Source organism: Rheinheimera texasensis (assembly GCF_964031785.1).
Lineage (GTDB): Bacteria > Pseudomonadota > Gammaproteobacteria > Enterobacterales > Alteromonadaceae > Pararheinheimera > Pararheinheimera texasensis_A.
The window spans coordinates 150,458-174,760 of the sequence record NZ_CAXIRE010000019.1 but is presented as its reverse complement, the minus strand read 5'-3'; the positions used below and the strand labels follow the sequence as shown (position 1 = coordinate 174,760).

General features: G+C 54.1%; 16 protein-coding genes. 10 read left to right on the top strand and 6 right to left on the bottom strand.

Translation table 11 applies throughout. The annotated features are described in order from the left end of the window. Nucleotides 1-3 precede the first annotated feature (3 nt). Nucleotides 4-1,503, bottom strand: a complete 1,500-nt coding sequence (locus tag ABNT34_RS09270) for a YifB family Mg chelatase-like AAA ATPase (protein WP_348730905.1) — start codon at nucleotides 1,501-1,503, stop codon at nucleotides 4-6. Between the two features lie 171 nt (nucleotides 1,504-1,674). On the opposite strand from ABNT34_RS09270, the gene ABNT34_RS09265 reads away from it, so the two are divergent. From ABNT34_RS09265 to ABNT34_RS09240, 6 genes are all read left to right on the top strand, one after another. Beyond that, the gene (locus ABNT34_RS09265) at nucleotides 1,675-3,144 is read left to right on the top strand and encodes a TrkH family potassium uptake protein (RefSeq protein ID WP_348730903.1); all 1,470 of its coding nucleotides are present in this window, start codon (nucleotides 1,675-1,677) and stop codon (nucleotides 3,142-3,144) included. Between the two features lie 99 nt (nucleotides 3,145-3,243). Continuing rightward, nucleotides 3,244-4,026: a TetR/AcrR family transcriptional regulator gene (locus ABNT34_RS09260; RefSeq protein ID WP_348730901.1), complete on the top strand. Its 783-nt coding sequence runs from the start codon at nucleotides 3,244-3,246 to the stop codon at nucleotides 4,024-4,026. Further along, nucleotides 4,023-6,335: an MMPL family transporter gene (locus ABNT34_RS09255; protein WP_348730899.1), complete on the top strand. Its 2,313-nt coding sequence runs from the start codon at nucleotides 4,023-4,025 to the stop codon at nucleotides 6,333-6,335. Before ABNT34_RS09260 ends, ABNT34_RS09255 begins: the two co-directional genes overlap by 4 nt. A gap of 1 nt (nucleotide 6,336) precedes the next feature. Then, nucleotides 6,337-7,179 (top strand): outer membrane lipoprotein-sorting protein, encoded by an 843-nt coding sequence (locus ABNT34_RS09250; RefSeq protein ID WP_348730897.1) that lies wholly within the window; start codon nucleotides 6,337-6,339, stop codon nucleotides 7,177-7,179. A 156-nt stretch (nucleotides 7,180-7,335) separates the two neighbouring features. Beyond that, nucleotides 7,336-9,075, top strand: a complete 1,740-nt coding sequence (locus ABNT34_RS09245; protein ID WP_348730895.1) for a FimV/HubP family polar landmark protein — start codon at nucleotides 7,336-7,338, stop codon at nucleotides 9,073-9,075. A 19-nt stretch (nucleotides 9,076-9,094) separates the two neighbouring features. Next, nucleotides 9,095-9,850, top strand: coding sequence for a transporter substrate-binding domain-containing protein (locus ABNT34_RS09240; RefSeq protein ID WP_348730893.1), 756 nt, complete (start codon nucleotides 9,095-9,097; stop codon nucleotides 9,848-9,850). Here the strand turns inward: ABNT34_RS09240 and ABNT34_RS09235 are convergent, their stop codons facing one another. Further along, entirely contained in the window at nucleotides 9,851-11,188 is a 1,338-nt protein-coding gene (locus ABNT34_RS09235; RefSeq protein WP_348730891.1) for an amidohydrolase, read from the bottom strand. It lies immediately after the preceding gene. Between the two features lie 191 nt (nucleotides 11,189-11,379). Here ABNT34_RS09235 and ABNT34_RS09230 point away from each other — a divergent pair, with 191 nt between their 5' ends. Then, complete coding sequence (locus ABNT34_RS09230) at nucleotides 11,380-12,123, top strand: TerC family protein (RefSeq protein WP_348730889.1); 744 nt, start codon at nucleotides 11,380-11,382, stop codon at nucleotides 12,121-12,123. Nucleotides 12,124-12,191: 68 nt separating this feature from the next. Here the strand turns inward: ABNT34_RS09230 and ABNT34_RS09225 are convergent, their stop codons facing one another. Continuing rightward, nucleotides 12,192-12,818 (bottom strand): trimeric intracellular cation channel family protein, encoded by a 627-nt coding sequence (locus ABNT34_RS09225; RefSeq protein ID WP_348730887.1) that lies wholly within the window; start codon nucleotides 12,816-12,818, stop codon nucleotides 12,192-12,194. A gap of 227 nt (nucleotides 12,819-13,045) precedes the next feature. Between ABNT34_RS09225 and ABNT34_RS09220 the strand changes: the two genes are divergently transcribed. Beyond that, nucleotides 13,046-14,875 (top strand): M4 family metallopeptidase, encoded by a 1,830-nt coding sequence (locus ABNT34_RS09220; protein ID WP_348730885.1) that lies wholly within the window; start codon nucleotides 13,046-13,048, stop codon nucleotides 14,873-14,875. Between the two features lie 70 nt (nucleotides 14,876-14,945). On the opposite strand, the gene ABNT34_RS09215 is transcribed toward ABNT34_RS09220, so the two are convergent. Beyond that, entirely contained in the window at nucleotides 14,946-16,289 is a 1,344-nt protein-coding gene (locus tag ABNT34_RS09215; RefSeq protein ID WP_348730883.1) for a DUF2252 family protein, read from the bottom strand. 471 nt (nucleotides 16,290-16,760) lie between these two features. Here ABNT34_RS09215 and ABNT34_RS09210 point away from each other — a divergent pair, with 471 nt between their 5' ends. Together ABNT34_RS09210 and ABNT34_RS09205 are read left to right on the top strand one after the other, a co-directional pair. Then, on the top strand, nucleotides 16,761-19,775 hold the full coding sequence (locus ABNT34_RS09210; RefSeq protein WP_348730881.1) for an EAL domain-containing protein: 3,015 nt from the start codon (nucleotides 16,761-16,763) through the stop codon (nucleotides 19,773-19,775). Between the two features lie 109 nt (nucleotides 19,776-19,884). Then, on the top strand, nucleotides 19,885-21,528 hold the full coding sequence (locus ABNT34_RS09205; RefSeq protein ID WP_348730879.1) for a S41 family peptidase: 1,644 nt from the start codon (nucleotides 19,885-19,887) through the stop codon (nucleotides 21,526-21,528). A 36-nt stretch (nucleotides 21,529-21,564) separates the two neighbouring features. Here the strand turns inward: ABNT34_RS09205 and ABNT34_RS09200 are convergent, their stop codons facing one another. Both ABNT34_RS09200 and ABNT34_RS09195 read right to left on the bottom strand, forming a co-directional pair. Continuing rightward, nucleotides 21,565-22,026 carry a hypothetical protein gene (locus ABNT34_RS09200; RefSeq protein ID WP_348730877.1) on the bottom strand — a complete coding sequence of 154 codons (462 nt, stop codon included), beginning with the start codon at nucleotides 22,024-22,026 and terminating at the stop codon, nucleotides 21,565-21,567. A gap of 2 nt (nucleotides 22,027-22,028) precedes the next feature. Beyond that, a complete protein-coding gene (locus ABNT34_RS09195; protein WP_348730875.1) occupies nucleotides 22,029-24,233 on the bottom strand; it encodes an adenylate/guanylate cyclase domain-containing protein in 2,205 nt (734 codons plus the stop codon). Nucleotides 24,234-24,303 lie beyond the last annotated feature (70 nt).

The following is a 24,303-nucleotide window of genomic DNA, read 5'->3' as shown; positions in this document are numbered from 1 at the left end:
TGGTTAATCGCGTAAATACCTCAGTAGCTTGTCAAAGGCGCGATAACTCAGTGCTTCCAGCAAATGTGGCCGGTCAATGCTGGGGTCGCCGGCCAGATCGGCAATAGTCCGTGCCACTTTCCATAATTTGTGAAAACTGCGGCTGGACAGCTGTAGCTGGGAGACCGCCTGCTCGAGAAAAGCGCTGTCGGCACTTTGCAGCGGGCAATATTGTTCCAGTTCGGCGCTACTGAGCCTTGCATTCGGTTTGCCTTGCCGCTGCAGCTGATGCTCCCGCCCGGCCAGCACCCTGGCTGCGATGGTCTCGCTGGTTTCGCCGCTGCTGCTTTGACTCAGCCCGCCGGCCGGCAACAGGGGGACTTCGAGCTGTAAATCAATCCGGTCGGTCAGCGGCCCGGAAATACGTGCCAGATAACGTAAAATCTCTGCTTTGCTGGCGCGACCGTCCAGATGATGGCCGCTGGGGCTTGGGTTCAGCGCCGCGACCAGCTGGAACTGGGCCGGGAATTCTGCCTGCCGGCCGGCGCGGGAAATATGCACCAGCCCGGTTTCCAGTGGTTCACGCAGCGCATCGAGCACATGGCGCTGAAATTCGGGCAATTCGTCGAGAAACAACACGCCGTGGTGCGCCAGCGAAATTTCGCCGGGTTTGGGTAAAGTGCCGCCGCCTGCCAGCGCCGGCGCTGAACTGGTGTGATGCGGCTGACGAAACGGCCGCCGGCGGAAATCAGCGGCAGCGGGTAAAGCAGCAATCGAATAAATCGCTGCGCTTTCTAAGGCTTCATGAAACGTCAGTGGCGGCAAAATGCCGGCCAGCCGCTGCGCCAGCATCGATTTGCCGGTTCCTGGCGGACCGTAAAAAAGTAAATTATGCGAACCGCAGGCAGCAATTTCCAGCGCCCTTTTAGCGTGTTGCTGGCCTTTAACATCCGACAGGCATAACGGCGAAGGAGTGGCCGCGTGGGGCAACACCGGAATGGCCGGTAACGGCTGTTGCGCCAGTAGATGACTGTGTACCTGCAACAGATGACTGGCGCCAAGCACCAACACGTCCGGCACTTGCCGGGCAATGCTGGCATTTGGCATCGGCAGTAGCAAAGCCCGGCCGGCCTGTTGTGCTGCGAGCGCTAACGGAATTTCACCGACGATAGGCCGGATCTCGCCCGATAGTGCCAGTTCGCCATAAAATTCAGTGTCAGCTACCGCAGCGGCGGGCAGCTGACCACTGGCCACCAGAATGCCAATAGCGATCGGCAAATCAAAACGGCCGCCTTCTTTGGGTAAATCGGCCGGCGCCAGATTGACGATAATTTTGCGGTCGGGAAAATCAAAACCACAGGTCAGCAGCGCACTGCGCACCCGGTCACGCGCTTCCCGCACTGTGGTTTCCGCCAGCCCAACCAGCTGAAAACCGGGCAGGCCAGCGGATAGATGTACCTCGATAGTCACGGCCGGCGCCTGCAGGCCAAGCCGCGCTCTGCTATGGATTAATGCCAGTGTCATCAGCGTCCTTGCTTGTTGCACAGAACTAAAGATGTAGTTCAATGTTAAATAAATGCAAATAAATAGACGATAGCAGTCCGTGCCAGCAGCCTTTCTTCTGTGCCAAGAAGCCGTTACACTGAACCATCTTGTCGTGAATCACTTGTCTGACTGCATTAATCCCGGGCCCTCATGCGTATTGAAGTACAAACTGCAAAAAGTCGTTATCTGTTTTACCGGGTGATTGGATATCTGCTGGTGATTTTGTCGATGTTTATGTTGCTGACCGCCGGTGTCGCCGTGTACTTCGATGAGCAGAGTTTCTGGAGTTATCTGGTCAGCAGTCTGTTAACAGTCAGCGTCGGTTATAGCCTGGTCTACAAAGGCCGCCATGACTTTGTGTTGATGAAACGGCAGCTGTTTTTGCTGACCACCTTATGCTGGGTATCGATTTGTTTGTTTGCTACTTTGCCTTTTGTGCTGGTACTGCCGCAGCTCAGTTATGTCGATGTGGTGTTTGAAACCGTCTCGGCGATCACCACCACGGGCGCGACAGTGCTCAAAGGACTGGATAACATGCCCAGAGGCCTGTTGTTCTGGCGGGCGGTGCTGCAGTGGATTGGTGGCGTCGGTATTATCGTGATGGCGATTGCCATTTTACCGGCGTTAAAAATCGGTGGGATGAAGTTATTTAAAACCGAAAACTCGGATATTTCTGAGAAAATTCTGCCGCGCAGTGCGAGCTTGTCTTTGATGATTGGCGTGGTCTACCTGAGCATGTCAGCGAGCTGTATGACGCTGTTTTATCTGTTTGGCATGAATGGCTTTGATGCTATTACCCACGGTATGACGACAGTCGCAACCGGTGGTTTTGCCAATTACGACGCCTCTTTTGGCCACTTTAATGACAAGCCGGCACTGCTGTGGATTTCGTCGTTGTTTATGTTGCTGTCGGCGCTGCCGTTGGTATTGCTGGTCGGCACTGTGCGCGGCCACAAGTGGCTGTTGCTGCGTGACCCGCAAGTGCGGGCTTTTTTAGCCATCACGGCGTTTTGCGTTACTTTGTTGACGTTATATCAATACCATCATAATGGCCGGCCTTTTTTTGATGCGCTGACCCATACCACCTTTAACGTTGTTTCTATTATTACCACTTGCGGATATGCCAGCGAGAACTACGCGGCCTGGGGCGGACTGGCGTTGATCCTGTTCTTTTACCTGACTTTTTCCGGCGGTTGTTCCGGTTCTACCAGCGGCGGTCTGAAGATTTTCCGCACGCAGCTGGCTGGTTTGTTATTGATTAAGCAGTTTAAATTACTGGTACACCCGAATGCGGTCTGGGTGCAGAAATACGGCAGCAAACCGGTCAACGACCAGTTATTGGGTTCAGTGCTGGCTTTTTGTTTTATCTATTTCGCCTCTATTGCCGCGCTGGCGCTCGGTTTGTCGATGTACGAACTGGATTTTGTTACGGCGCTGACCGGCGCTGCGACAGCGATCAGTAACGTCGGCCCTGGCCTTGGGCCTGTGATTGGCCCGGATGGTACCTTTGCCAGCTTACCCGATGGCGCCAAATGGCTGATTAGTTTTGGTATGTTATTGGGCCGGCTCGAAATTCTGACGGTCTTGTTATTGTTTACCCCGATTTACTGGCGCTTCTGAACCCTGAGTTCGGCCTCTGGTTGATTTTTCCGCTTTGACCTTGCGTTGTGGTGGTTTTCACCTAGAATGACGATCCGTCAATTTTTTACGGTTCTGTGCATGTCTCCCCAACCGCCATTGCAAAATTCGCGCAGCCTGGCCCGGCAACAACGGGAACAGGCGCTACTTAAGCTGGCGCAACAGATTTTACGGCAGGACGGTTTTGCCGGCCTGACCATGGACCGGCTGACGGCTTTATCTGACGTGTCCAAAGGCACTTTATATAATCATTTCAGCAGCAAAGAAGACGTGCTGACTGCGCTCAGCGTGGATTCTTTAGAACGGCTGCAACAACTTTTCCGATTAGCACTTGGTTTTAGTGGCCATAGCCGGGAACGCGCGCTGGCCCTGCATCATGCTTATCATCGTTTCAGCGCCGCCGAACCGACCTTGTTTTTATGTTTATTAACCGCTGCCACGCCGGGAGTGATGGAAAAAAGTTCACCAGAGCGGCTGCAACGCCGTCAGCAACTGGAAACTGAATTATTAACCATGTGCCAGACTGTGCTTGCCGCTGCGCTGGCGGATGGTAGTTTAACCTTGCCAGCCGGAGCTGCGGTCGAGCAGTACGCTTTTATCAACTGGGCGCTGGCTTTTGGCTGTAATGCGCTGTTCGCGCCACTGCGCCAGCTGGGCTTGTTTGCCGGCCTTGAGGCTGGGCAGATTAATATTCATAGTATTAGTTTATTGTTTGATGGCATGGGCTGGTTACCTTTGTCGCCAGACTGGGATTATCAGGCCAGCTGGCAACGGATAAACCACATGTTCAGCCAGCAGCTGACTGGTGCCGGATCCGACAGTTTTATTCACCCGATGTTGAGCAATGCACAGGAGCACGCATGAATCATCCCTGGTTAGACAATGCGGTAAAAAGGCCATGGCTGGCGGTTTTTCTGGTCATGCTGGTCACGGTGTTATTTAGCTGGGGCGCGAAAAATCTGTATTTTCGTGGTGATTTCCGTATTTTCTTTTCGGCCGATAATCCGCAGATGCAGGCGTTTGAGCGGATGCAGGCGCAGTTTAATAAAAGTGACAACATGCTGGTGGCAGTGTTGCCGGCTGAAGGCGATGTATTCACGCCAGAAGTGCTGACGGTGGTGAAAAAACTCACCGACGCGGCCTGGCAAACGCCGTATTCGCTACGGGTCGATTCCATCACCAATTTCCAGCATACCGAAGCGCAGGAAGACGACTTACTGGTTGAAGATTTACTGCTGGACGTTACCGATTTGTCAGCAGAGAAAATCAGCAAAATCAAGCAAGTGGTGCTGAGTGAACCGGCGATTTTGAAGCGGCTGGTGTCGGCCGACGGCAGTATGACGGCGGTAAATATCACGGTACAGCTGCCGGAAAAAGACCAGAACAAGGAAGTGGCGGACGTTTATTCCTCGGTAGCAGCTTTAACTGAACAGCTGGCAAAAGAGCATCCGACCGTCAGTTTTAAACTGGCTGGTGTGATAGCGCTCAACAATGCCTTTACCACCGAAGCGCAGCATGATGCCAGCGCTTTGGTGCCACTGATGTTTGTTACTATTATCCTGTTGTTGGCGCTGATGTTGCGCTCCGCGCTGGCGGCGCTGGCCGTGGTGATCATCATTATTATGACCATCAGCGCCACGCTGGGTTTGGCTGGCTGGGCCGGTATTTTCCTTAGCACTGCGACAGTCAACGTGCCGACGCTGGTGATGACACTGGCGGTCGCCGATAGTGTACATCTGATTGCCTCCACCCAGTTTTTGATGCGACAAGGTCAGTCCAAACCTGATGCTATTCGCCAGGCCATGCTGATCAATGCGATGCCGGTCTTTATCACCAGTGCGACGACAGCCGTTGGTTTTCTGACGCTGAATTTCTCCGAAGTGCCGATTTTGCGCGACTTCGGCAATATGGTGGCCGTCGGCGTGATGCTGGCCTGGTTGTTAACCATCCTGTTGTTGCCGGCGTTATTGGCGTTATTACCGATAAGTAAAGGCCACGATTCTAAAGCCTTTGGCGGTATGGACCGCTTAGCTGAATTTGTCATTCGCCGGCCCGGGCCGATTTTAATCGGCACTGTGCTGCTGACGCTGGCGGGTGGTTATCTGACATTGCAAAACCGCGTCAATGATGAGGCGGTCAAATACTTCTCCACGCAAACAGAGTATCGCCAGGCCGTTGATTTATTAGAAGAAAAACTCGGCGGTGTGTCGCTGATGGATTTTGCCATAGAAAGCGGTGGCGAGTCCGGCGTTAATGATCCGGCTTTTATCGCCGCCATTGATGCCTTTGGCGATTATCTGCAGAGCTTGCCGGAAGTCACCCATGTCAGCCGGATCAGTGACACCTACAAACGACTGAACAAAAGTATGCATGGCGACGACCCGGCCTTTTACCGGCTGCCGGAAAGTCAGGAGCTGGCGGCGCAATATCTGCTGATGTATGAAATGTCATTGCCTTTTGGTCTGGATTTAAGCAATCAGCTGGACCTGGATAAAAGTGCCACCAAAGTTGGCATTACGATGCAAAACCTCGGCAGTAAAGAAATGACGGCGATTGAAGCTAAAACCATTGCCTGGTTCCAGCAGCATTATCCGCAGTATCCGATTGAAGCCTCCAGTACTGCGCTGATGTTTGCGCATATTGGTGAACGTAATATGGCCAGCATGATGCAAAGCCTGCCGCTGGCGGCTGTGCTGATCTCTGCGTTGTTGGTGTTAAGCCTGCGCTCCTGGAAGCTGGGCACTATCAGTTTGTTACCGAATATGGTGCCGGCGCTGATGGGTTTTGGTGTCTGGCAGTTGTTGTCTGGTGAAATTAACTTAGGTTTGTCGGTGGTCGCGTCGATGAGTCTCGGCATTATTGTTGACGATACCGTGCATTTTCTCGCCAAATATCAGCACGCCCGTCAGGAGGGCCGCGATGCCGAAGATGCGGTGCGGTACGCCTTTCATAGCGTGGGCTGGGCTTTGGTGGTGACCACAGTAGTGCTGGTGATTGGGTTCTCGGTGCTGCTGTTATCCGATTTCCGGCTAAATTCTGATATGGGTCTGCTGACCGGCATTATTTTGCTGATCGCGCTGATTGTTGATTTCCTGTTTTTACCTGCGGTGTTGCTGAAGCTGGACCGCAAAGCCTATGCCCCGGCATCTGTTTCTCATTCGAATGGAGTCTGATATGAATACCACTTCCATCAAGTTTAATCGCCCAAAAGCAGCAGTGCTGCGAACTCTGTTGTTGACCGGCGGCCTGTGCTTAGGCGCGTTGAGTGTTGGTGCTTTCAGCACAGCTGCGCTGGCCGACGATGGCGGCAAGGGCCTGCAAATCGCCACAGAGCGCAAAACCCGCGACGAAGGCTGGAAAGACAGCGAGTCAAAAACCACGATGGTGTTGCGCAATGCCCAAGGTGAAGAAAGTACCCGTGAAATTCGCAGCATCAGCCTGGAAGTCGCCAACGATGGCGACAAAGGCCTGACCATTTTTAATGAACCAAAAGATGTGCGTGGTACCGCGTTTCTGAACCACTCGCATACCGGTAAACCGGATGACCAGTGGCTGTACCTGCCGTCGGTCAAACGGGTCAAACGCATCGCCTCACGCAATAAATCCGGGCCATTTATGGCCAGTGAATTTGCCTATGAAGATTTAAGTTCGTTTGAACTGGAGAAATTTAAGTTCAGCTGGCTGCGTGATGAGCAGCTTAATGGCGAAGCGGTGTTTGTAGTGGAACAGGTACCGCTCGACGAATTTTCCGGTTACAGCAGAAGTGTGGTCTGGATTGATCAGGCCGAGTACCGCGCCCGCAAAATAGAGTTCTATGACCGGAAAAATGCACTGCTAAAAACGCTGGTGATGAGCGACTATAAACAGTATCTGAATAAATACTGGCGGCCGCTGAAGCTGCAAATGACCAATCATCAGACCGGCAAGAGTACCGATTTACTCGTGCGCGATATCGAATTTGGCAAAGGCCGGACTGATGCCGATTTTGATACTAATGCGTTGCAACGCAGCCGGTAAGCGGCGACTCAGGTCAGCATTCAGACTGGCCTGAGAATTGCTGAATGACTCGTTTTGAACAGGCAAGTAATCGCCGTGTAGTTGGTAAATAAGTCTGACTTCAGCCATGCTGAAAGCAGCTTTGACGTCGGCAGTGTCAGATCCCGGAACCGAATCATGCAACTAAATATCTGTTGGGTTTTATGTGCAGCAGCTTTTGCCACAGCCACCTCCGCGCACGCCGCGACCCTCGGGCCTGTCACCGGCAAAGAGACTTTATGGAGTCTGGCCCGCGCCGCCCGTGGTGATGCGCCATATTCGATGTATCAGGCCATCATTGCGCTGCAACAGAAAAATCCAACCGCCTTTATTGGCAACAACGTGCATCACGTCAAACAGGGTGCAGTACTGGAGCTACCGACAGCAGCTGAAATTGCGGCTGTGGATGCACTCAGTGCTGAGCAAAAAGTGGAAGCGGATGCTGTGGCCTGGCGGCAATGGGTTGCCACCCGGCAAACGTCGGGCGGCAGTGCGCAGAGCGCTGTTACACTGCGTAAAACCGGCGGTTTGTCATCGCAGGCCACTGCGGCTTTGGCCCGGCAGGTGCAACAACAAAGCAAAGCCGTGCCGGTGCTGTTAGCGGCGCCGGCAGCAACAGCAGCTACCGTGGCCGAAGCGGCACCCGTTTCGGCGGCATCAGCGCCATTGGCACCTTTGCCACCAGAACCATCGGCACCGGATATTGCTGAAGCGCCGGCGGTACTCACGCGTGAACCGCGCACTGACTGGTCTGAACGTTTGCAAACTGACACCACTTTGGGGCTGGACTGGCGCTGGTTTGCCAAGCGCGGCTTACAGGGCCAAAGCCGCAGTGCATTCAGCGGCAGCGCGTTGGTCGAATGGTACTGGCAATCCGAAGATGAGCGCAGCAGCTGGACAATCAGCCCTTACCTGCGCTGGGACCAGCGCGACAGCGAACGCAATCTGGTGGATTTGCGTCAGGCTTATTGGCTGAGCGTGGGCGACGGCTGGGAGTTTAAAGCCGGCGTCGACAAAATTTTCTGGGGCGTGACTGAGTCGATCCATCTGGTGGATATTATCAACCAGACCGACTGGGTGGATGCGGTGGATGGTGAGTCAAAACTGGGCCAGCCGCTGCTGCAACTCAACCTGAGCGGTGACTGGGGCAATCTGCAAAGTTTTGTACTGCCGTATTTCCGCGAGCGTACCTTAAGCGGCGAACAAGGCCGTCTGCGGCTGCCATTGCCGGTGTTAGCCGATGACGCTGTGTATCAGTCGTCGCGCGAACAGCGGCATGTCGATCTGGCGCTGCGTTACAGCCAACAAATCGATCAAATGGACCTGGCGCTGTCGTATTTTACCGGCACCAACCGGGACCCGCGGTTTATGCCGGTGGGTCAGGGTAATGCGGTGGTGCCGTATTACGAGCAAATGCAGCAGTGGGGGCTGGAAGGTCAATGGATTATCGACAGCTGGATCTGGAAGCTCGAAGCTATCCGGCGCAGCAGCGATATCGAAAGCTTCAGCTCAGCGGTGGCGGGTTTTGAATACAGTAGTGTCGGCGTATTTGATTCGGCGGTGGATCTCGGCTGGTTGTTAGAATATCAATACGACAACCGCGGGCAATTTGCGCCGGTGCCGGGGCAGCGTGATCTGTTTGCCGGCGTGCGCGTAGCATTAAATGATGAAGCCGGCAGTGAGCTGTTATTTGGTATCGCGCAGGATTTGCAAAATGGTGGCACCCGCAGCGGTATGCTTGAAGCGTCGATGCGTTTCAGTAACAATCTGCGTTTGCGGCTGGATGCCTGGTTTTTTCAGACCATGTCGCTGCAACAACCGACCTGGTGGTTCAGACAGGATGACTATATTCAGTTAGGTGTTGATTATTATTTCTGACAATTCCGGGGTATGTAGTATGAGACTTTGGGCGGCGGCAGTGTTGTTGTGTTGGTCTGCGCTCGTCAAAGCTGAACCCCGGCACATTGTGGTTGGAATTGAACAAATCGATTATTACCCGCATTACGATTTTAGTAGCGGCCAGCAACGCGGTTTTTTCTATGACTTGATGCAGCTGTTTGGCAAAACCGCCGGTTATCAAATTCGCTTCTCAGCTTTACCGGTCAAACGCCTGTATCAGGAAGCCAACAGCGGGATTGATTTGGTCTATCCGGACAATCCGGCCTGGCAACAATATCTGGTGGCGGAATATCCAAAAACCTTCAGTGACCCGGTGATTTATACCTTGGGCAGTACTATGGTGCTGCCAAAAAACCAACAGATGTCACTGGAACAATTTCGCTCCCTGGCGGTGATCCATGGTTTTGCACCGCATCGTTGGCTGGAGCTGCAAAACCGCTACAAATTCCGCATGGTCGATGTGGCGGATAGTGCGTCTGCATTAGGATTAGTGCTCAGAGGGCGGGTGCATGGTGCGTCGATTGAACTGAATGTCGCCAATGAATATCTGCGCCGGATTGGCCAGCCCGGTGCGCTGGTGGCGGCTGATACTTTGCCCTTCTCTGAGTTGCCGTTTTTATTATCCAGCGTGAATCAGCCAGCACTTATCATTGAATTTAACCGTTTTTTGCGCCAGCAGCAGCGCGCTATCCAGCAGCTGAAAGACAAATATCAGCTGCTGGAACACAAGGAACAGCTCAAACCAGCCAGCTGATTAGCGCGGCGCCTGCAGTAAGTCAGTCAGTGCCCGCACTGTGGCTTCCACGCCAGTGCGAACTGCCGGTTCAGGTTCAATCTTAAATAACGGGCTGTGATGGCTCGGCACCGCAGGCCCACCGTTTTTCTCGGCGGCAAAAGCCGCTGCCGGCGTGCCACCGACAGCAAAGTATACGCTGGGGATGTATGGGTCTGTGGTCAGAAACGGAAAGTCTTCTGCGCCCATGCCAAGCCGTTTGTAATTCTGATCAAAAATATCGGCACCCATTTGCTTGGTCCAGGTGGCTTTGAGGCGTTGCGTCAGCGGGATGTCATTGACGGTCGGCGGTGTGGTGCCATCGCGCACTATCACTTCCGGCAGTTTATCTTCCGGCAAGCCTGCGACCCGGCCCATATTGACCGCGACGCGTTTAATCGCCTCAATCAGCTGATTACGGGTGTCCATATTGTCGTTACGAACCGTCAGCTGCAGCACGGCCTGGTCTGAGATAATGTTGTGTTTAGTGCCAGACTGAAAGGAACCGACTGTGATGACACCAGGCTCTTTCGGCGGTAATTCGCGGCTGATGATGGTTTGCAGCGCCAACACAATCTGCGCACCCAGCACTATCGGGTCTTTACCGCGATGCGGGCTGGCGCCGTGCGCACCGACACCATGAATAATGATATCCACGCTATCGACGCCGGAATAAGGCGAGCCTTCCACGGCGACCAGTTTACCGGCTTCAATTTCGCTCGACACATGGAATGCCAGCGCATAATCCGGTTTGCCGAATTTCTGATACAAGCCGTCCTGCATCATGCCTAAAGCACCGCCACTGCGCTCTTCGGCCGGCTGCCCGATTAACATCAGCGTACCGGACCAGTCTTTTTTCCGTGCCGCCATCTGCCGGGCTGTGCCGACCAGACTGGTGATATGCACATCATGACCACAAGCATGCATCACCGACACTTCATGGCCGTCCCAATCTTTGGTTTTCACTTTGGAGGCATAAGGCAAACCGGATTTTTCTTCAACCGGCAGGCCATCCATATCGGCCCGCATCATCACCAATGGCCCAGGGCCATTTTTCAGGATGGCAACCACACCGGTTTTGCCGATGCCGGTATGCACCTCAAAACCGGCCGCTTTGAGTTCCTTCGCCAGCCGGGCAGCTGTGTTGACCTCCATATGCGACAGTTCAGGGTTCTGGTGAAAGTGGGTAAATAAGGCGCCCAGATGTTGTTGATAATCGCTGGCCACTGATTGCGGCAATGCGGTCTTCGCATCAACGGCGGCCTGAGCGGATACAGCATATAACGCGGTACTAAGCAAAGTGAGAGAAAAAGCACGCATCAGGTTGTTCCCGGAATTGTTGGAAAATTCAGCATAACAGAGCGGTTGGAGATTCGTCGCGTTGTTCAGCGCTTCAGTGCTGATATTCACCGCAGTTGGGGGAATTGGCGGCAAAGCCACGTTTTCATTGGCAGGGCAGAGCTTCGCAAGTAAACTAGCCGGCAGTTTTTAGCTTAACTTGTGAGATCGATATGTTTGAGTGGATTGCAAGTCCGGAAGCCTGGATAGCGCTTGGGACCCTGGCGGCGTTAGAGATCGTATTAGGTATTGATAATATTATCTTTTTATCAATCTTGGTTGGCCGGTTACCGGAAAAACAACGTGCCTTTGCCCGTCGTCTGGGTTTGGGCCTGGCGATGTTTGCCCGACTGGCGCTGTTGTTCTCGATCTCTTGGGTGATGGGGCTGACCGAAACCTGGTTCACGGTGCTCGGCAATGATATCTCCGGTCGTGACGTCATTCTGATTGGCGGTGGTCTGTTCCTGCTGGCGAAATCGACACAGGAAATTCACCATAGCCTCGAAGGCGCCAACGAAGAGCCAGGTGCACCAAAAGTAGTGGCCAACAGCCTGATGATGGTGTTGATCCAGATTATGATCCTCGACATCGTATTCTCTTTAGACTCAGTGATCACCGCGGTTGGCCTGGTGAATAACATCGAAATTATGGCGATTGCGATTGTTGCTGCAGTAGGCGTGATGATGTTTGCCGCTAAGCCAATCGGTGATTTTGTTGACGCGCATCCAACTATTAAAATTCTGGCACTGTCGTTCCTGATTTTAGTCGGCGTCACATTGATGATTGAAGGCTTTGATGTACATGTACCAAAAGGTTACATCTACTTCGCGATGGCGTTCTCGTGCTGTGTTGAGATGATTAATATCCGCCTGCGCAAGAAGTCGAACCCGGTACAGCTACACAAAGATTTGCCATAACAAGGCATCCTCTGCTTCTGTAAAATAAAAAGCCCGCACTGCGGGCTTTTTGCTGCCAAAAGGCCAGATTATTTGCCTATCTGGCCACTACGGCCAAACACCGGAATGGTCAGATGCCAGCGGATTGCAGCAAGTCGCAGCAACAGACAGGCCAGCATGCCGGCCAGCATCGCGGGCAGCGGCGCGACCTGCAGGGCCAGCGACTGGGTATAAACCAGGCCGCCAAAAATACAGGTGACGGCGTAGAGCTCACCACGAAACACCAGCGGGATCTCCCGACATAACACGTCGCGGATCATGCCGCCGCAGACCCCACTCATAGTGCCCATCATGATGGCGACAAAATCTGACGTGCCATACGCCAGTGCTTTCTGCGCGCCCATTACGACAAAAAAAGCCAGCCCAATAGCGTCGGCGATTTGCAGTGCATTATTCGGAATGGTCAGGCGTTTGCGTACAAACAAAATCGTCAGCGCGGTCGCGCCAAAAATGGCATAAAAGTAACTGTTGTCGCTGAGCCAAATCACCGGCACGTCCAAAATCAGATCGCGAATAGTGCCACCGCCAATCGCCGTGACAGTGGCGAGCACGATGACGCCAAAGCCATCCATTTGTTTGCGCCAGGCAGCCAGCGTGCCGGCGACGGCAAAAACGCCGATGCCCATTAAATCAAACCAGTGAAAAAGCTGTTCCATCCGCAGATCCCAACTGAAAAAAAGTCATCTTATCGCAGTTTGCCGACATTGACGAAAACCAGCTTGATGACAGCATGGCGCGACGGGGTTGATAAGGAGTTAATAAATTACTGATATTAATATGATGTTAATTTCAAACGATTTTTCTTGTCTATGTTAGCTGAGCCGCACTGTATCAGCGCGGTATTCAGGAACATTATTGATAAAAAAATCTAAGAGGAAACCTCATGAAATTACCACATCTGAGCCCATTGGCCATCGCTGTAACCGTGGCGTTCTGCGCGCCATTACAAGCAGCACAGGTAGTCCCGGCCGCCAACCTGCTGAATGGTCAGACCCTGAGCAGTCTGGATGGTACGCTGGACGATCGTAGTGCTGAGCCGATGAGCTTTAAAGCCCTGCAACAAATCAAACGCTTCGACGGCAAACTGAAAAGCCGTTACCAGCAGCAATTCCGTGGCATCCCGGTATGGGGTCATAACGTTGCAGCCATCAACGCCAATGGTCAATACAGCGATATCAGTGGCACTGTGGTGACCGGTATCGAAGACGATTTGCCGGATGCACGACCAGCGCTGGCGCCAGAGCAAGCCATTCTGGCCAGTCGCGGCGGCGAAAGCCTGCAGGCATTGTCGGCTGATGAGCAAACTACATTACAGGCCGAGCTGAGCGCACAAAGTGCTAATGCCAAACTCTGGGTCTATCTGGATCAGAACGACACGGCCCGGCTGGTGTATATCACCCATTATCTGACGCAAAAAGGTCAGCATCCGAGCCGGCCTTACAGCATTATCGACGCCAACAACGGCAAAGTGCTGCAAAGTTGGGACGGCATTGCGCACGCCAATGCCACAGGGCCTGGCGGCAATACCAAAACCGGTCAGTATCAGTACGGTACTACTTATGGCTATCTGAATGTCGATGCCAATTGCCGGATGACCAACGCCAATGTTGATACCATTAACCTCAATGGCGCGACTTCAGGTGGCAGCATTCACCAGTTCACTTGCCCGAATAACACTTTTAAAGCCATTAACGGTGCTTATTCACCACTGAATGACGCGCATTATTTTGGTGGTGTGGTGTTTAACATGTACCAGAGCTGGTTCAGTGTAAATCCACTGAATACCAAACTGAAAATGCGTGTGCATTATGGCAGCAGCTATGAAAATGCCTTCTGGGATGGCACGCAAATGACCTTCGGTGACGGCGCCAGCCGCTTTTATCCGCTGGTGAGCCTGGATGTGTCGGCGCACGAAGTCAGCCATGGTTTTACTGAATTTAACTCAGGCCTGGTTTACAGCGCGCAATCTGGTGGTATTAACGAGGCGTTCTCTGACATGGCCGGTGAAGCCGCTGAATACTTTATGAAAGGCAGCAACGACTGGTTAGTCGGTGCCGATATTTTCAAAAGCACAGGCGCGCTGCGGTATATGGACGACCCGACCAAAGATGGCCGCTCTATTGGCCATGCCAGCAACTACACCAGCAGCATGGACGTGCACCACAGCTCAGGCGTGTTTAACAAAGCGTTTTACCTGTTAGCCAACAAAGCCGGCTGGAATACCCGCAAAGCCTTTGAAGTGTTCACTGTCGCCAACCAGGTGTACTGGACTTCGAATGCGACTTTTGTGTCGGCTGCCAACGGCGTCTGTAAAGCGACCAAAGATAAAGGCTATAACACCGCCGATGTGGCGGCTGCCTTCTCTGTGGTCGGCGTGACAACAGCTGATTGTGGTACTGTGACCCCACCGGGCGGCGATTCCGGCACTTTAACCAATTTGGCTGCCACCACTGGTAACTGGACACGGAATACCATTACGGTGCCTGCCGGCAAAACCACGCTGACGGTGACTATCAGCGGTGGCACCGGTGATGCGGACCTTTATGTGCGTTTTGGCAGTCAGCCGACCACCACCAGCTACCAGTGCCGGCCTTATAAAAACGGTAATGCTGAAAGCTGCGTGATTAGCAATCCACAAGCCGGCGTCTGGCATGTCGGTGTACGCGCGTACAGCAGCTTCAGCGGCGTGACGCAGAACTGGTCCTATCAATAAGCGCTGACCCGTCTTGCGTTAAATTAACAGTGTTGAATGAAGCCAGTTGCAACTTGCAACTGGCTTTTTATCAGCCTTGTTTTGCGGCCGTCTGAACCAATAAAGTCGCCAGTAGCTGACAATCCTGTTGTTGCTGCGTCGCGTATTGCTGGCAGGCTTGCAGTAATGCTTCAGCTTCAACAGCCAGCGCCTGTTGCATCTGCACGGCGAAACGCGCGGAGCGCCGATCTGCTCTGTTATGCGCCAGCGCCAGGGCGTGACCACAGGCTTCGGCATATTGGCGCAATGATTTCGCCGGGTCCTGCATTTGCAGACAGATATCTTCCGGATCGACATCCACATTGGCATGGTGCAGCGAACGCACCAGATAATGTGCGCCCTCAAACTGCACTTCATCGAGCACTGAATCGGGCCGGCGCTGCATCAGACGCTGGCAATCCACCGTCAGGTGCGCATCATTGAGCCGGTTGACCGGGTGTAAATCCGGGAAGAAAAATAACGGCGCTGAGCGGCGTTGTTGTTTCACTTCAACCACCTGACACAAAGCCAAATCGGCATCGGACGCCAACTCTGCCGGGCCAACCAGTAAATAATAGCGCTGCATATTCAGCGAACCGGTGCCGGCGCCATGCCGGGTGACGATATCAAGAATGCGGTCGTGTACATAAGGTGCAAAAGCCTGTGCCAGCTCGGCGTAACGGTTGGCTTCAATCCGGCTGAATTTGCCGCTGTCGGCCTTAAACTGCAGCGGTCGGGCGCTTAAATCCACAGATTTGGCCAGCGTACTTTTACTGAGAAAGTCCGCTCCTGCTGCTGAACGTTTAATGGCTTTTTTCAAAAAGGGTTTCAGCACATGTTGTTTCGGGAAATCATCCTGAGTGGTGAAACGGAATTCCGGGTCTTTCGCCACTGCAGCACAGCAATCGACATAACTTTGCAGAAAACGGCGGGCGGCGGCGTCGGCATCGGCGGCGCTGGCTGCGGTTAAACCGGTCAGATCCGGCGCATCTTCGCTGTGATATTGCCTGCTGGTCAGGCCTCGGCAATAGTCCGCCGCCAGCAGCAGACTGACGATAAAGCGGCTTAAATCCCACACCGCCGGGCCAATACAGGCATCGTCGAAATCATTGGGGGCAAAAATCACCCGTGCGCCATAACTGCCATCTTCGGTGAAAAAACCGAAATTGGAGATGTGGCAATCGCCCATCACTGTGGTGAGCGGCACTTGTGTATTAAGCGCAGGCGGCAATTGCAGCAAACCCGACTGAATATCGGCATAAAACAAACCGGAACTGCCGCGTAAAAACCGAAACGGGTTTAACGCCATTTTCTGGTGTTTGGCCAACAGTTGCTGGCTGGGGTCGACCTGATCGGTACGGCTGAATTCGTGGATCAGTTGGTGCAGGCGCTGCATCTGAATATCTCCGTTTATTAGGGCGTGTTGATGTTTGGTGTTTGTTTTTGCAGCATCTTGGCGGCTTTTTATGCAAGGCAATGCGAGAGCCGTGTAGTTATTCTACACAAACGAGCATTAACGCCGCAGAAAGAGCCGCCAAACGCTGCCCTTCGGGTTCGTTTGGTGGCGCTTTGGGCTTTGTCACTCGTTGCTCACATAGAATCACTATGCTACGCGCCTCGTTTCGCACCCAAAACGCCACCAAGTCGAACAAAACCTAACCACCAAAAATCAACACGCCCTAGGCTGCGATAACCTGATGCTAATGCAGAACTTGGGCGCTGGCGACAGAAAAAACCATCTGCTTTTGTAAGCAAAGGTCACATTTATCAATGGTCTGAGCAGCGTTGTTGCCTATTTTGAAACTTGCTGCGGCATCGGGTCTCTATTATCCTTGCTGGCATTGTCCGCGTTTTCGGGTTTGCCCTGTTGTCACTTCGCCAAAGATATATCTTCATTGTGGTGCTGGCTTATCTGCTGTTGGCGCTCAGCTGGATTTTTCTGTCTGATCAGCTACTGCTGTTGCTGATAAGCCCGGAGCAGCTGCTGAAAGTTTCGATGCTCAAAGGCATGTTATTTGTGCTGGTCAGCGCGGTAGGTTTGTCGCTGGCGCTGAAAAATGTGCCCTTGCCGGTAGGCTCAGAACTCAGTGTGCTGCCGCTCAATCACCGGCAAAGTCAGGTGCGGGATTATCTGCTGGCGACGTTGCTGGTGGGGATGATGCTGTGGTTCCGTCTGCTTTTGCCGGTGGATATAGCCACCAAGCCAATGATGATCCTGCAGTTATTTCCGGTCATTCTGGCGGCCGTCTTCGGCGGTTTTGGCCCTGGTATTTTTGCCACCCTATTCTCAACCCTGGCGGTTGGCTGGATTGTCCGGCACACGCTGAGTGGCCCGGAGCAAAGCCTGTATATGCAGCTGCAATGGCTGTTTTTGATCATTAACGGCGTGACAGTCAGCTGGTTATGTCAGCAACTGCGTAATAAAACTTATCACGTGGGTCTGCAGCAGCGCTTGTTAGATGCGGTCATTGAAGGCACTGACGACATTGTGTTTACCAAAGACAATGCCGGGCGCTACCAGCTGGTCAATCAGGCGGCCTGCCGTGCTTTTGGCCGGGAGGCCAGTCAGATCCTTGGCCGCGCTGATATTGAGTTACTGGACCCGGCGCAGGCTGTGGTCTGGCAGCAAAATGATGCCAAAGTGCGGCAACAGCAACAAGTGCTGCATTTTCAGGAACAAATGCAGGCAGCTGATGGCCGCACGCTGTTGTATTCAGTCAGTAAAGGTCCACTGTTCGACCATCGCCAGCAACTCAGCGGCACTTTTGGTATCGCCCGTGATATTACCGCGATGGTTGGGCAAAAACGTCTGTTGCAGCGTGTGCTGGAAGGTGCAGAACAGGGTTTCTGGGAATGGGATTTGCAGCAGCAACGGATGCAGGTCAGTGAAAGGTTTGAAACTATGCTGGGCTATCAGCCCGGTGAAATGGATGTGCGGCCGGATAATTGGCCGCAGATGGTGCATCCGGCGGATTTTGCCGCAGTACATCAGTCAATTGAACAACATCTGCAAGGCCTGGCGCCGCTGCATGAAGTGGAGTTCCGTGCACGTTGTAAAGACGGCAGCTGGCGCTGGGTACTGACCCGCGGCAAAGTGGTGACGCGCACGGCGGATGGCGCACCGTTGCAGCTGGCCGGCACCCATACCGATATTCAGCAGCGCCGGCACAATGAAGAAACTCTGCGGCTGGCAGAACTGATGTTTGCCGGCAGTTATGACGGCATGATGCTGGTTGATGCCCAGAACCGCATCATCCGGGTCAATCCGGCATTTTGCCGCATTACCGGTTACAGCGCCGCTGAGGTTGAAGGCAAATCGCCGCGCATTTTATCGTCCGGTCTGCATGAAAAAGGTTTTTATCAGCAGATGTGGCATCAGCTGCAGCAACATGGTTTCTGGCGCGGCGAAATCATCAATAAACGCAAAGACGGCACTGTATATACCGAAATGCTGTCGATTTCGGTGGTGCGTGATGCGGACGGCATTATCCGCCAGTACATCGGTATTTTCGCTGATATCAGCCAGCTTAAAGCTCATGCGGCGGAACTGGACAAAGTGGCGAATTTTGACGCCTTAACCGGCCTGCCAAACCGGCGGTTGTTATTGTCGCGCTTTAATCAGACCTTGATCCGGGCTTTGCAAACCGGACAACGTTGTGCGGTTTGTCTGATTGATATCGACGGTTTTAAGCAGATTAACGAAGAACATGGCAGTGCTTTTGGCGACCGGGTGTTATTGACGCTGAGCCATCAGCTGCAGACTGTGCTGCGCCATGATGACACGCTGGCGCGGCTGGGCGGTGATGAATTTGTCGTGTTATTGTCGGATATGCCGGCGCTGCCGGAGGGCAATCATATCGTCAAACGACTGCTGCAGGCAGTGAACCGGCCTTTACAGCTCGACAGTATCGAAATTGTGCTGACCAGCAGTATTGGTGTCAGCTTATATCCGGATGACAACGCCGACCCGGATACGCTGCTGCGCCATGCCGACAAAGCGATGTATCAGGCCAAAGAAGCCGGCCGCAACCGCATCCAGTGGTTTGACCCTGAGCACGAGCGCGAAGCGCAGGAACACCGGATGATGCTGGAACAATTGCAGGAAGCGTTGCAGCAACATCAGTTTGTGTTGTTTTACCAGCCGAAAGTGAATTTACGCAGCGGTGCTGTAGTGGGGGTCGAAGCGTTGATCCGCTGGCAGCACCCGCAGCGCGGTTTATTGTCGCCGGCGGCATTTTTGCCGTTTATTGAAGGCAGCGAACTGGAAAGCCAGTTTGGTCAGTTTGTATTACATGCCGGTATTATGCAGGCCGCCAGCTGGCTGGCGGAAGGCATTCATCTGGAAGTGGGTATTAATATCAGTGCCAGCCATTTGCTGAATGCCGACTTTGCCACACAGCTGTCCGGTTTATTGCAGCATTATCCGCAGCTGAGCCCGGGACAGATTGAACTGGAAATTCTGGAAAGCACTGCCATCCGTGATTTGGCCGCCGCGCGTGAAGCTTTGGTGCGCTGTCAGGGTTTTGGTGTGCGTTTTGCGCTGGATGATTTTGGCACCGGTTATTCGTCTTTGACCTATCTGCGCCAGCTACCGGTGCATAGCCTGAAAATCGACCAGAGTTTTGTCCGCGATATGCTGGAAGATCCGGACGACCACAATATTGTCGCCGGTGTGGTCCAGCTGGCGCAGGTATTTGATCGCAGTGTGATCGCCGAAGGCGTGGAAACCATGGCGCACGCCAAGGCTTTGTTAAGTATCGGCTGTGAGCTGGCCCAGGGATTCGGTATAGCCCGGCCCATGCCGGCTGCAGATGTTGCGGACTGGATCCGGCACTGGCAGAGTACCCAACCCTGGCGTCAGCTGCAGGAATCTGACCGCTGATTGTGTGCGGGGCTGCGACTGCCGGTTGCGACAAAACGTGCTGCATTTGCATAACTTTTTGTTATCATCAGGCAAAGTGAGCTGGTAGCAACAACATCAGGAGGTTGTAATGAACGGATGGATTTCGGGCAGCATGGCGCTGCTCTCTCTGGCACTGCTCAGTGCTTGTGGCGGCGGTGGGACCATTGGTGGCGGCGACAGCAACAGCGGCACCACACCCGGTACTGGCACCACAACGCCGACGACACCAACGGCACCAAGCTGGGTGGCCGGCCAATACGCCGCAGAGTCGACGCTGCAGAACTTCTGCGCCACACCACGCAGTGGTACAGACCCCTTCAGTAACAGCGCTTATCCGGACAAAGCCGGTACCTCCATGCATGAAAAGCTCTGGCTGCGCTCCTGGAGCAACAGAACTTACCTGTGGTACAAGGAACTGCCCGATCTGGACCCGGCCGCATACAGCACTTTGGCTTATTTTGACCTGCTGAAAACCAGCAACAAAACCGATTCCGGCGCCGCCAAAGACAATTTCCATTTTTATCAGGATACTGCGGAGTACAAAAAGCAGACCCAATCTGCGGTCACCAGCGGTTATGGTATTGAGTGGATTTTCACCGCGACCCGGCCCCCCCGGCAGCTGACCGTGGCGTATACCGAACCCGGCAGTCCGGCAGCATCCGCTTTGCTGAGCCGTGGCTCGAAGCTGCTGGAAGTCGATGGTATCGATTTCGTCAACGACAATACCCAGGCTGGCGTGAATACCATCAACGCTGCGTTATTCCCGGCCAAAGCCGGTGAAAGCCATCTGTTCACGGTGCAACAAGCCGACGGCAGCCGCAAATCCTTCACTCTGCAGTCGGCCGATGTGTCGACGGTGCCGGTGCATAACGTCAAAGTGTTGCAAAGTGGCAGTAAAAAAGTCGGTTATCTGCAGTTTAATACCCACATCGCTGCTGCACAGCCGCAGCTGATTAGTGCGGTCGAGCAATTCCGTAACGAAGCAGTGAACGAGCTGGTGGTCGACCTGCGTTACAACGGCGGTGGTTTGCTGGCGCTGGCATCACAGTTTGGTTATATGGTCAGCGGCCCGAACCAGATCCAGTCGCGTTATTTCGACAAGCTGCAGTTTAATGATAAATACCCGAACACCGATCCTGTGACCGGCGAAGCGCTGGAACCCACACCGTTTTATAGCCGTGGGATCGACTATAACGCCGGGCGCCTGACCAGTCAGACTTTGCCTAACCTGAGTCTGAACCGGATTTTTGTGCTGACCACCGACAACACCTGCTCGGCCAGCGAAGCCTTTATTAATGCTTTGCGTGGTATTGATGTAGAAGTGATCCAGATCGGCGGCAAAACCTGTGGCAAACCTTATGGTTTTTATCCGACCGACAACTGCGGCACCACTTATTTCACCATTCAGTTCAGCGGCGTGAATGCCAAAGGCTTTGGCGACTATGCCGCTGGTTTTACACCCAAACCGGCCCCGCAGTTTGCTGCTGATATCAAAGGCTGTGCGGCGATTGACGATTTAACCAAGCCACTGGGCGATGCGCAGGAAGGTATGTTAAGAACAGCTTTGTTTTATGCCGGTAATAACAGCTGTCCTGTAGTTGCTGTATCGCAGCAGGCCGACACACCGGCGGCTGCGCCGGTCGATGCCAGCGGCTTATCCATCCGCGACCCGCGTCAGGAACAGCAACTGCGGGATGTCAGTATCCGTCAGCCGATCACTGGCGGCCTCTGAACTTCATTACCACGGCTGCAGCGCCAGCCGTGGTGCTTAGTCCACACTTGGCCGCGGATTAATAATGATGGTCGGGTCGACTTGCTGGTCCTGATAAAACACCAGATAAGTGAGTGCACAGCTGGCCGACCCGGGATCAGCCCTGTCGCAGCCGCTTTTTAGCCGGTGCACATTCAGCATGCAGACAAAATCATTGCCATCCGGGTGACAATTGACCTTGCCCCGGCTGGCACTGTCGACCTGCTGTAACTCAATACGGCACTTGCCGGAGCCGGCCGGCATGCAATCCTGTCGCATATCCTGAAACAGCCAAATCACGGCGCGCTGCGGCGAATCATTCAGCACCGGGCAGTTTTTATCGGCCTCGTCGGCGAAGCTGACCACACCGGCGGCTTTTTGCAGCAGGATGCTGGCATCAGTACTTTGATTTGGACAGGCGGCGCTTGCGCTAAACGCAAAGCCAAAGAGGAACATCAGCAAATACAGAGGTTTGTGCATAATCAGCGTCCTGTGGTTGGGTGGATCAGTTTCTGAAATTCGGTTTTATTGCTGAGCGTGGTCAGATCCGGCTCGACTGCCAGCAGTTTGGCCGGAAAACCGTACTGCAGCGCCTGACGCACCGACGCCATGCCCGCCGCCGGCTGGCCCAGCCGGACTTGTAGCATGGCGTCGAGCAACCAAATCTCAGCGTTTTTGTTGTCCTGCGTTAAAGCGCTCGCCATCAGGCTGCTGGCCTGTTGCAGATCGGTGTGACTGAGGTAATGCGCCTGCAACGCCAGTTCACGTGGGTCCAGCCGATGTTGCCGGCTGAGCAGTTGCAGCGCCTGCGCATAATGACGGCTGGCATCGGCATTGGCGCCGCTCTGGCGATAGGCATCGGCGATATTGCCGTGCAGCTCAAATTTGTCCGGCAGTTGCAGCAGCGCCTGCTGATACAGCCGGATCGCATCCGGCATCCGGCCGAGATAATAATAAATGGTCGCCAGATTGGCCTGGGTAGACGCTTCGGCGCTGAGTTCCAGCGCGGCCTGATAAGTGTCGGCTGCCGCCTGGATTTGGCCCTGCAGTAAATAGGCGGAGCCCAGATTGGTCAGCGCATTGGCACTTTGCGGCAGCAGGGCAATCACTTTTTTAAAATTGGCGACGGCGCTGTCGAGATAACCGCGCTCCAGCTGAAATACGGCCAGCGCCTGTAGCGCGTACCAATGTTCCGGTTGCATCAGTACAGCCTGCTGATAGACCCGCTCGGCTTCCAGCGGCAGACTGGCGGCCTGGTATAAGCGCGCCAGTTCAGTGTAGGCGGCTGCGGAACCGGGCCGCAGCGCAATGGCCTGCTGCAAAGCCTGTTCGGCGCTGTTAAATTCTCCGCGCAGACTCTGATATTGCCCGTAGACCAGCCAGTCGGCGGCGGTCGCGGCTGCTCCTGTCAGCGTCTGGCAAGCAGCATGGATTTGTTCCAGCACCGCCGGTTGCTGACTGAGCTGGTAGAGCAGCGTGCCGGCGCTGCATTTGCTGCGTTGGGCCGGCCGGTATTGTTGTAATGCTACGCCACCTTGTTCCAACAACTGCAGGACGGCCTGCACCGCCGCCAGTTCGTTTTTTTGCCGCGCTGTGGATAATTGATATTCAGCTTTGAGCCAAAGCTGAAAAACCGCCGGGTCGAGCTGATTCTGCGGCTCTGCCGCATCCGGCTGACCGCCGAGCTGACGCACCACACTTTGACTGACTTTTTGCAGCAGCGCTTCGGTCTGGTCGGCCTGCCATTCCAGCGTCAACCCCGCGACGCCGGCTTTTTGAAAATGCACAGTGACAGTATTGGGCCGCGGATAAACCGCAGTGCTGACCTGAAGCCGGATCCGTTCAGCAGCCTGCGGCGCTGTCTGTTGATCGGCCGGATAATAACCGGGCACCTGTTCAATCGCCTGATACACGGCATTGACCAGGCCAAATTGCTGCTCCGCGCTAAACGCCACTTCGTCCAGCGCTGGCGCGTCAACAGCAACATAACGCGCCGCCTTGGCTGGGGCTAACTGCGCGGGCAGATTGGGCTGGAATTCTTGCTGCGGCCAAAACCACCAGCTGAGTCCACCACACAGCAGCATTGCCGTCGCCACGAATGCGCCATGTTGCAGCGCCGGCTGGTTTACCGGCAACAAATCCGCGCTGTGGCTGCCAAAGGGCAGCGCCGGCGGCGCACAATGGCAGACCTGATACAAATGTAAGGCGTGGCTGAAGCCTTCAAGCTGAAACAAACCAACCTCAGTGACCTGCACTTCGGTTTTATTCATCGCCAGAAACACCGCTTCCGACAGGTAAATTTCACCTGGCGGCGTCACGGCTTCGATGCGGGACGCCAGATTGACGGCTTCGCCAAAGATGTCATGGCGGGCGGTGCGGACTTCCCCCAAATGCGCGGCGATGCGGATCACAATCGGCTGTTCGTCCGGATGTTGCTGGTGGTGCAGTGCCAGCCGGTCCTGCATGCGACAGGCGCATAACATGGCGTCAGTTGGCGAGCGGAAGGTCAGCAATAAGGCATCGCCAATCGATTTCACCAACTGGCCGGAAAAGCGTTTAATTTGTGGTTTTAACAGACTTTCAAAATTTTGCAGCAAAGAGGCGTTTTGCCGGCGCGACTGGCGGTTGGTGGTGGCGGTAAAGCCGGCAATATCAACAAACAGGATCGTCAGATTTTCGGTATGCACTGTCGGTTTGTCCTGCGCTTGGCCCCGGGTTCCGACAGCTTCACAGACCCTGTTTTGAACTCTGGATGTG

Coding starts and splice junctions, on each gene's coding strand:
- ABNT34_RS09270 (WP_348730905.1), bottom strand. CDS start 1,503: ATGACACTGGCATTAATCCATAGCAGAGCGCGGCTTGGCCTGCAGGCG.
- ABNT34_RS09265 (WP_348730903.1), top strand. CDS start 1,675: ATGCGTATTGAAGTACAAACTGCAAAAAGTCGTTATCTGTTTTACCGG.
- ABNT34_RS09260 (WP_348730901.1), top strand. CDS start 3,244: ATGTCTCCCCAACCGCCATTGCAAAATTCGCGCAGCCTGGCCCGGCAA.
- ABNT34_RS09255 (WP_348730899.1), top strand. CDS start 4,023: ATGAATCATCCCTGGTTAGACAATGCGGTAAAAAGGCCATGGCTGGCG.
- ABNT34_RS09250 (WP_348730897.1), top strand. CDS start 6,337: ATGAATACCACTTCCATCAAGTTTAATCGCCCAAAAGCAGCAGTGCTG.
- ABNT34_RS09245 (WP_348730895.1), top strand. CDS start 7,336: ATGCAACTAAATATCTGTTGGGTTTTATGTGCAGCAGCTTTTGCCACA.
- ABNT34_RS09240 (WP_348730893.1), top strand. CDS start 9,095: ATGAGACTTTGGGCGGCGGCAGTGTTGTTGTGTTGGTCTGCGCTCGTC.
- ABNT34_RS09235 (WP_348730891.1), bottom strand. CDS start 11,188: ATGCGTGCTTTTTCTCTCACTTTGCTTAGTACCGCGTTATATGCTGTA.
- ABNT34_RS09230 (WP_348730889.1), top strand. CDS start 11,380: ATGTTTGAGTGGATTGCAAGTCCGGAAGCCTGGATAGCGCTTGGGACC.
- ABNT34_RS09225 (WP_348730887.1), bottom strand. CDS start 12,818: ATGGAACAGCTTTTTCACTGGTTTGATTTAATGGGCATCGGCGTTTTT.
- ABNT34_RS09220 (WP_348730885.1), top strand. CDS start 13,046: ATGAAATTACCACATCTGAGCCCATTGGCCATCGCTGTAACCGTGGCG.
- ABNT34_RS09215 (WP_348730883.1), bottom strand. CDS start 16,289: ATGCAGCGCCTGCACCAACTGATCCACGAATTCAGCCGTACCGATCAG.
- ABNT34_RS09205 (WP_348730879.1), top strand. CDS start 19,885: ATGAACGGATGGATTTCGGGCAGCATGGCGCTGCTCTCTCTGGCACTG.
- ABNT34_RS09200 (WP_348730877.1), bottom strand. CDS start 22,026: ATGCACAAACCTCTGTATTTGCTGATGTTCCTCTTTGGCTTTGCGTTT.